Source organism: Seleniivibrio woodruffii (assembly GCF_029267515.1).
Classification (GTDB): domain Bacteria; phylum Chrysiogenota; class Deferribacteres; order Deferribacterales; family Geovibrionaceae; genus Seleniivibrio; species Seleniivibrio woodruffii_A.
Map to the genome: position 1 here is coordinate 254,690 of NZ_JAJUIS010000004.1, position 7,741 is coordinate 262,430.

The window sequence follows — 7,741 nt, forward strand, 5'->3', positions numbered from 1 at the left end:
TTAAGTACTCTGCAATATTTTACCACGATTTCTGCAAAATTCAAATTATCGTGTGACTTAACAGAGACTTGAAGAAAAGACAATTCACTGAAATTAAACGGATTTTACAAATAGAATCACTTTCTCCGCAAGTGGCAGCGGTATTTTGCACGCTGCTGCAATTTCATCCGCAGAGAGTTCTTTCTCATTATATATGTCAGGATAGTTCTCAAGTATCTTTTTGAGTGATTTTTCTCCCATTCCGGCAATATCCAGAAGCGGCGATTTTTTGAAGTCTTTCAGAGCCAGTTTCCGGCTGTATGTTATTGCAAAACGATGCGCCTCGTCTCTTATCTTCTGCACAAAGAGCAGAACCGGACTGTTCTTTTTCAGGTTCAGCGGGTTCTTTCTGCCCGGAAGATGGATGGACTCTATGGAATCCTCCTGCCTGTCCTTCATGAATTTTATGGAGCGACCTTTGGATATGGAGATGAAATTTGCCGTAACACCCTGCTCCTGCATGGCTTTCAGAGCGCTGTTGAGCTGCCCTATACCACCGTCAACTATATAGAGGTCAGCCAGAGGTTCGCTGCCCTCTTTTATATTTTCGAACTTGCGTGAAAACAGCTCGTAGATCGATACAAAATCATCGTTTTCAGCAGATTTTATCCTGTATTTCCGATACTGCGGCGGTGCGAAATCCCCGTCAACAGTGACGACGGATACACCCACAGTGCCCTTACCGCCGAGGTGGGAGATGTCCACGCACTCAACGCGTTTTATCTCGCCATCGTATTCGGTAATCTCTTTCAGTCGCAGGCTGATGTCTCTGCGTCTGCTGAGTTTTCTCAGATAAAGTTCAGTCTGTATCCTGCCGTTTTCAAGTCCCAGAGCATATAGCTGTGAAAACCCGCGTTTCCGGAGAATAACTTTTCTTCCGGCACTGCGCTCCACAGCATCGTGAAGGGTGTCGGTCTCGTCCAGACCGAAAACCGATATCATATCAGGAAAGCTCACAACGGATGAGTATAACTGTAAAATATACGATTCAAGAACGTCCTCAGGGTTTTCGTCCTCAAAGATATCCGTGCGGCTGCCCACCAGCTTCCCGCCGCGGACGAACAGAACCGTTATACCGGAAACGTTATCTATTGTGTGGGGCACGAAAACGTCTATGCTCCGTCTGTCCTCCGAAAGCACCACAGTCTGCTTTATGAACAGCTTTTCAATGTTGCGTATCCTGTCGCGTAGCTTCGCAGCCTCCTCGAAATCCATCCGGTCGGAAAGGCGCATCATCTCTGCCGTCAGGCGCTCCTTGATACTCTCGTAATCCCCGTTAAAAAAATCCCGCACCTCTTTCACCATATCTGCGTATCTGTTGCGGCTGATGAGGTTTTCGCAGGGACCCAAGCACTGCTTTATCTGATATTTCAGGCACACCCTGCCCTCTTTAAATTTCGTATCGGTGCAGGTGCGCAGCGGAAACGCTCTCAGGATCTCCTCTGTGATCCCCCTGAGAGCAGTAACGTCCGTATAAGGACCGAAATATTCGCCTGAGTGTCCTGATTCGCGGGTAATGAGTAATTTCGGGTACTCCCCGTCTGTTATACGTATATATGGGTAGCTTTTGGAATCCTTGAGCCGGACGTTGTATCGCGGCTTTTCGGTTTTGATGAAATTGTTTTCAAGGAGCAGCGCCTCCGCCTCGCTGGTTGTTACAACGAAGCGAAAGTCCCGCGCCGCCTCCAGCATTTTCAGCGTTTTCAGCGGCTTGTGCTCCATATCGGTAAAGTACGAGGAGACCCTGTTTTTCAGGTTCTTCGCTTTGCCCACATAGAGAATCTCGTCGTTCTTTCCGATATAAAGGTATACCCCGGGATTTTCGGGGACGTCTTTCAGCTCAGGTTTAAACATCAGCCGTTGCAGTCACACTTGCCTTCGTCGTAACCGTAAACGGTGAGGCATCCTTTGGTATAATTTTCGAGATCTTCCTCAACTATGCCGCTTTTCGCCTGCATAACGTGGACTCCGTTGTCCATAAGCCTTTGCAGTGCACCGGGACCGATTCCGCCGGTTATGACAACCTCAACGCCCTGATTTGCAAGTTCGATGGAGGGGTTGCACGAACCCGTAGTCTGGAGATCCTGTGCATAGAGAAGTCCCGCCTCACTCGTATCGGTCTCATAGGTTATGAAACAGGGCGCAGCGCCGAAATGGTGTGTTATGGTGCTTTTCATGCCCTGAAAAGAATCTACGGGAAAACATATTTTCATAAGAAACCCCCTCTGAGCTTAAAAATTACTCAAAGGGGGTTGTTTGTCAAGAAGTTTGGAGTGTTGAAAGTTCGACGGAAAAAAACGTTAATGACCGCCGCACGCGTGGGCACCGCCACCGCAGAGATTTTCCCTGCCTCCGAGTTTCAGCAGTCTGTTCTGCATGAAATTCTCGGCATCGGCACTCACTCTGCCGTCTTTCGCCTGATAAACGCTCACGCCGTCCTGCATAAGCCTCATCATGGCGCCCTGACCTATTCCTCCCACAACAACCGCATCGACACCGGCTCCGCAGAGCGCTGCCGCAGGGTTACATGCGCCGTGTTCATGAACAGCGTCGCGGTTGTTTATAAACCCCGTCTGCTGTGTTTCAGTGTCGAATGTGACAAAACCGGGCGCAGAGCCGAAATGACCGTATACCGGGCTTTCCAGCCCATTATCCTGTTCAACGGGAAAACATATTTTCATGGTACCACCTCGTTGTGTATCTTCACCACTTACAACATATGGGCATATGCCAATTAGTCAAGGATTATTTGACTCTGAACCTCTCCATACTCCGTTTCAGCCTGTCGGAAATCTCCGCCAGACCCGATGAGTTTTCGGCTATGTTGTCCGCGGTGTTTTTAACCTCAGACGAGATTATCGCCACACTCTTTATATCGTTGTATATCTGGTCGCTGGTCGCTGCCATTTCATGTGTTGCGGAGGAGATATTGTCCACCATACTCTGAAGTTTGGATATCTCCTGCTCCAGCTCATTCAGAATTCCTGATATGCGTTCTGACGAGGCTACTCCGTCGCTCACCTGCTTAGTCACACCGTTCATGGAGGACGTGACCTTGCCAACCTCCGCACGTGTGCCGGACACCAGCGATGATATCTCTGTGGTCGCCTGCTGGGTTCTCTCCGCCAGTTTGCGCACCTCGTCCGCGACAACGGCAAAACCTCTGCCGTTCTCACCCGCCCGCGCCGCTTCAATCGCCGCGTTAAGCGCCAGAAGGTTCGTCTGGTCGGCAATATCGCTTATCACTCCTACTATGTTGTTTATCTCGTCGGATTTCTCGCCAAGTCCTGTCACAAGCTCCGAGGATTCGTCAACAGTATCCTTAATGCGCATTACCCCGGTGAGTGATTCTTCAACGGCAGTTCTGCCTGTATTAACCTTTTCCCATGTGAGTCTCGCAAACTCCGAAATGTTACTGAGGTTCTGGGCTATGTCATTTGTGGTACCAGTCATCTCCGTTGCGGCGGTAGCTATCACCGCTGTGCTGCCCGACTGCTCCGTCATACCTGCAGAGAGCTCAACAGCGCCGGATGAGAGGTCTGCGCTGGATGTGCGCAGTGTTTCAGCCGTGTCCTGAAGTTCTTTTATCATCTCGCCAAGACTGTTTGTCATCTGCTTCACAGAGTGGACAAGACTGGTTCTGTCGTCAGGCCTGACTTTCATTTCAGCAGTGAAATCCCCGTCTGCCACCTTCTGCATAACGTCAATAACCACATCAGGTTCTCCGCCGAGCCTGTTAACCAGTCTGTTTATGGTGACAAGAACAATGATCACTATAATTGCTGTAGCAAGAACCGCTATAACGAATATGGTATTTTTGAGTATACCAAGTACGGCGAATATCTCCGAATAGGGTATCTGTACTCCGAACAGATAGGTGTAGTCAATTTCATCAACTTTGACAGGACAGTATATGGTGAACGTATCCTTATTTATAAGGCTGATTGCAGTACCTTTTTCAATAGCCTCCGCAGCTTCCGGTTCCGTGAGTTTCTGTCCTTCTTTCTCTTTGTCGTTATGCGAAATTACTGTCAGAGCATTCGTTGCGAGGAACGCAAATCCTGTATCATAAACTTTTATCTTCGATATCATATTGCTGACATCACCGAGAAGCAGATCGGCTCCGGCAACGCCTATCACTTTTCCGTTCACAGAGAACGGGTAGCTCACCGTTACCGTCATAATATCCTTTCCGTCAAACGAATAGGTCGCGGGTTCAGCTATAAACGGTTTTCCGGTCTTCAGAGGTTTCAGATACCAGTCGCTGACAGAGCCGGATTCATACATGGAGGTTGTAAAAGACCTTGCTATCCCGCCCTTGTCCCTGTAAGGCATAGGGCAGAACTGACCCTTTTCGTTGGTGCCGTCGGCATTGGTTCCAACCAGTTCAGCGTCTTTCCCGTCGTATTCGTTCGGTTCCCATACGATCCACACATCAAAAAGATTCGGATTCTTCTCAAGAACGTGCTCAAGCATGTCCAGCACCTCTTTCCTTGAAACCGGAGCGCCTGAAGAGGTGAGCATAGAGGCGGTATCGGAAAGGGTTTTGGCAACGGAGAGAGCGGAACCGACGTCCTCTTTCAACTCGTTTCCGTATCTGTTTGCAAGATTTTCCGCACTCCCCGAAGCGATAGACCGGATGTCTCCCTTCAATCCGTTGTAAATAAAGATGTCCGCGGCTATAAACGCAACAACAACCGCTGTAATAACCGGAACAAGCACCTTCATTTTAAACGACATCTTCATATAGCCTCCCGATGTTTAGTGTTTAATTGTAAATATGCAACTATTTGACTGATAAATGTTATATTTTTATTATTAATAAGTTTAGCTTATATTTATATACGAGCAAACGGAAATGGCATTGAATGTGGAATATCACATACCGGCTTAAATGTAAGTATTCGAAGGATATAGATGCTTTAACAAAAAAAGCCCCGCTTTTTTGAGCGGGGCTCTCTGATAACTTATAAAATCGCTTACTGCGCTTTTGCAGCCTTAGCCAGCTCGATACCGGCATTGATAGCGTTTTTGTTAAGCTCTTCTGTGCCTTTGGGAACTCTGGAAAGAACCGCTTTTTCAAGGGTTTCGGGTTTAACGAATCCGCAGATTTCGTTAAGAGCGCCAAGAGTTACCACGTTTGCAACCATCGCTTTACCCACTTTTTCAGCGGCTGTGCGGATGATAGGCATCATGTAAACTTTCCAGTTGCCTTTGGGAGCAGTTTTGACCATAAGGTCATCCAGAATAAGGATACCGCCGTCCACAAGGTCTTTGGAATATTTGTCTGCCGCTTCCTGAGTAAGAGCAACCAGAACGTCGGGAGCCATTACTTTCGGATAGTAGATCTCTTCGTCACTGATAATAACTTCCGCTTTGGAAGCACCACCGCGCGCCTCAGGTCCATAGGACTGAGACTGGATGGCTTTTTTGCCCTCAAGAACGGATGCACCGGCTGCGAGGATGATACCTGCCGTGATCATACCCTGACCGCCTGAACCGCTGAGTCTGATTTGATGTCTAGCCATTATATCACCTCTTAGCTCAGCCCGACGTTAGCATCATATGCTTCAACGTATTCGGGCTTTTCAACGTCATGAAGAACGCCTATCGGGAATTTGCCTGCTTTTTCTTCGTCAGTCATTTTTTCCCACTGTGCAATTGCCACAGAGTGCTCTTTCTGCCATTCGATCATACCTGCGGGGCTCGCAAGTTTGTTTTTACGTCCGTAGCCTGTGGGGCATCCGGCGATGATCTCAACAATAGAGAAACCTTTGTGTTCAAGAGCCTGTTTCATCAGTTTTTCCATGGGAACAGCGTGGTAAGTTGTTGTTCTTGCAACAAACGTAGCACCTGCACCGATAGCCAGCTGAGCAATGTCGAACTGGTTGTCGGAGTTACCGTAGGGAGATGTAGTCGCACGTGAACCTTTGGGCGTTGTGGGCGAATACTGACCGCCGGTCATACCGTAGATGAAGTTGTTGAACACGAAGCAAGTGATGTTAATGTTACGACGGCAAGCGTGGATAAAGTGGTTACCACCGATAGCCGTCATGTCGCCGTCACCGCCCATAGCGATAACATTGAGTTTGGGGTTCGCAACTTTTACGCCTGTTGCGAAAGCGAGTGAACGTCCGTGAGTTGTGTGGAGAGTGTTGAAATCCACATAACCGGGAAGACGTGAAGCGCAACCGATACCTGATGTCATAACAACATCATCTTTTTCCCAGCCGATGCTGTCGATTGCTCTTATCATAGATTTCATAATGATACCGTAGCCGCAGCCAGGGCACCAGATATGAGGAATTTTACCTTTTCTGAGGTATTTGCTGTAATCGTAGGACATTATTTACCCCCCTTGATTTTGTTGAGGATGGTAATGGGGTTGATAGGTTCTGAGTCAATCTGGAATATTCCTTCAACTTCAGGGGATCCTTTCAGCACTCTTTCAACTTCAAGAGCTGTCTGTCCAAGGTTCATTTCGGGCACGATAACTCTTTTAACTTTACCTTTGTATTTCAGAAGGTGTTTGTCGGGGAAAGGCCAGATTGTAAGGGGTCTGAAAAGACCTACCTTAATACCTTCCGCTCTTGCCATCTGAACCGCTTCTTTAGCAGAACGTGCTGTTGAACCGAATGCAAAGATAAGGATCTCTGCATCGTCGCACATCATTTCGTCAACAACAACGATCTCGTCATAGTTGTCGTCAACTTTTTTCTGCTGGCGGATTTCGTCAGCCTGAGCCAGTTTACCGTCGTTAGAAGGGAAACCGTCGGGAAGGTGGTTAAGACCTGTTATGTGATAGCGATAGCCTGAACCGAAATCGGCCATAGGAGCTACGCCGTCAGCTTCGGGTTTGTAGGGCAGATAGTCTTTAGGATCGCAAGTGGGACGCTTGCGGTCAACAACTGCAAGATCGCCGGGTTCGGGCATCTCAACTGCTTCTCTCATGTGACCGATGATCTCGTCAGTAAGAAGGATAACGGGCATACGGTATTTTTCAGCAAGGTTGAAAGCTCTTACGGTTTCGTTGAGCTGTTCCTGTACAGTCGAAGGAGTCAGAGCTATACAGGGGTGATCTCCGTGAGTACCCCAGCGAGCCTGCATAACGTCAGACTGTCCGGGACCTGTGGGGAGACCTGTTGAGGGTCCGCCTCTCATAACGTTAACGATAACGCAGGGAATCTCGGTCAGATAACCGTAACCAAGGTTCTCCATTTTAAGGCTCATACCGGGACCGGATGTAGCGGTCAGTGATTTTTTTCCGGCTATAGAGCCGCCAAGAGTAGCTGCCATAGCAGCAAGCTCGTCTTCCATTTGGATAAATCTTCCGCCCAGTTTGGGCAGTCTCGCAGCAAGTATCTCTGCGACTTCAGTGGAAGGTGTGATAGGATAGCCGGCATAAAAACGGCAGCCCGCATAAAGAGCACCTTCACATACAGCCTCATTCCCCTGAAGGAACTTTACTTGTTTAGCCACAAATTCCTCCTAATATTATTTCTTATAAACTTCGATAGCAAAATCAGGACATCTAAGCTCGCACTGCATGCAGGCGATACACTTGTCGAGATCTTTTACGGCGGCCTTGAAATCTTTCATTTCAAGGGCGTCAACAGGGCAAAGTTCTACGCAAATCTCGCAACCCTTGCAGAGATTGACGTAAATTTCAATTTTTTCTGCCTTAGCCATTTACCTCTCCTTA

Annotated in this window: 8 protein-coding genes; all 8 read right to left on the reverse strand. The window is 48.1% G+C overall.

What is annotated here, in order from left to right:
* Positions 1-93 precede the first annotated feature (93 nt).
* Positions 94-1,893 carry an excinuclease ABC subunit UvrC gene (gene uvrC, locus Q7P67_RS06460; RefSeq protein WP_303851127.1) on the reverse strand — a complete coding sequence of 600 codons (1,800 nt, stop codon included), beginning with the start codon at positions 1,891-1,893 and terminating at the stop codon, positions 94-96.
* The gene (locus Q7P67_RS06465) at positions 1,893-2,252 is read right to left on the reverse strand and encodes a NifB/NifX family molybdenum-iron cluster-binding protein (RefSeq protein WP_303851128.1); all 360 of its coding nucleotides are present in this window, start codon (positions 2,250-2,252) and stop codon (positions 1,893-1,895) included. The genes uvrC and Q7P67_RS06465 overlap by 1 nt, the downstream gene beginning before the upstream one ends.
* Before the next feature lie 87 nt (positions 2,253-2,339).
* Positions 2,340-2,720, reverse strand: coding sequence for a NifB/NifX family molybdenum-iron cluster-binding protein (locus tag Q7P67_RS06470; protein WP_303851129.1), 381 nt, complete (start codon positions 2,718-2,720; stop codon positions 2,340-2,342).
* Positions 2,721-2,784: 64 nt separating this feature from the next.
* On the reverse strand, positions 2,785-4,785 hold the full coding sequence (locus tag Q7P67_RS06475) for a methyl-accepting chemotaxis protein (RefSeq protein WP_303851130.1): 2,001 nt from the start codon (positions 4,783-4,785) through the stop codon (positions 2,785-2,787).
* Between the two features lie 233 nt (positions 4,786-5,018).
* Complete coding sequence (locus Q7P67_RS06480; RefSeq protein WP_303851131.1) at positions 5,019-5,567, reverse strand: 2-oxoacid:acceptor oxidoreductase family protein; 549 nt, start codon at positions 5,565-5,567, stop codon at positions 5,019-5,021.
* A gap of 11 nt (positions 5,568-5,578) precedes the next feature.
* Positions 5,579-6,385 carry a 2-oxoacid:ferredoxin oxidoreductase subunit beta gene (locus tag Q7P67_RS06485; RefSeq protein WP_303851132.1) on the reverse strand — a complete coding sequence of 269 codons (807 nt, stop codon included), beginning with the start codon at positions 6,383-6,385 and terminating at the stop codon, positions 5,579-5,581.
* A complete protein-coding gene (locus Q7P67_RS06490; protein ID WP_303851133.1) occupies positions 6,385-7,518 on the reverse strand; it encodes a 2-oxoacid:acceptor oxidoreductase subunit alpha in 1,134 nt (377 codons plus the stop codon). The genes Q7P67_RS06485 and Q7P67_RS06490 overlap by 1 nt, the downstream gene beginning before the upstream one ends.
* Before the next feature lie 15 nt (positions 7,519-7,533).
* Complete coding sequence (locus Q7P67_RS06495; RefSeq protein WP_132874186.1) at positions 7,534-7,728, reverse strand: ferredoxin family protein; 195 nt, start codon at positions 7,726-7,728, stop codon at positions 7,534-7,536.
* Positions 7,729-7,741: the final 13 nt, after the last annotated feature.

What these genes read in the sequence shown, in the direction of transcription:
- Q7P67_RS06485 (WP_303851132.1), bottom strand. Translation starts at nt 6,385, where the DNA reads ATGTCCTACGATTACAGCAAATACCTCAGAAAAGGTAAAATTCCTCAT.
- Q7P67_RS06470 (WP_303851129.1), bottom strand. Translation starts at nt 2,720, where the DNA reads ATGAAAATATGTTTTCCCGTTGAACAGGATAATGGGCTGGAAAGCCCG.
- Q7P67_RS06495 (WP_132874186.1), bottom strand. Translation starts at nt 7,728, where the DNA reads ATGGCTAAGGCAGAAAAAATTGAAATTTACGTCAATCTCTGCAAGGGT.
- uvrC (WP_303851127.1), bottom strand. Translation starts at nt 1,893, where the DNA reads ATGTTTAAACCTGAGCTGAAAGACGTCCCCGAAAATCCCGGGGTATAC.
- Q7P67_RS06480 (WP_303851131.1), bottom strand. Translation starts at nt 5,567, where the DNA reads ATGGCTAGACATCAAATCAGACTCAGCGGTTCAGGCGGTCAGGGTATG.
- Q7P67_RS06465 (WP_303851128.1), bottom strand. Translation starts at nt 2,252, where the DNA reads ATGAAAATATGTTTTCCCGTAGATTCTTTTCAGGGCATGAAAAGCACC.
- Q7P67_RS06475 (WP_303851130.1), bottom strand. Translation starts at nt 4,785, where the DNA reads ATGAAGATGTCGTTTAAAATGAAGGTGCTTGTTCCGGTTATTACAGCG.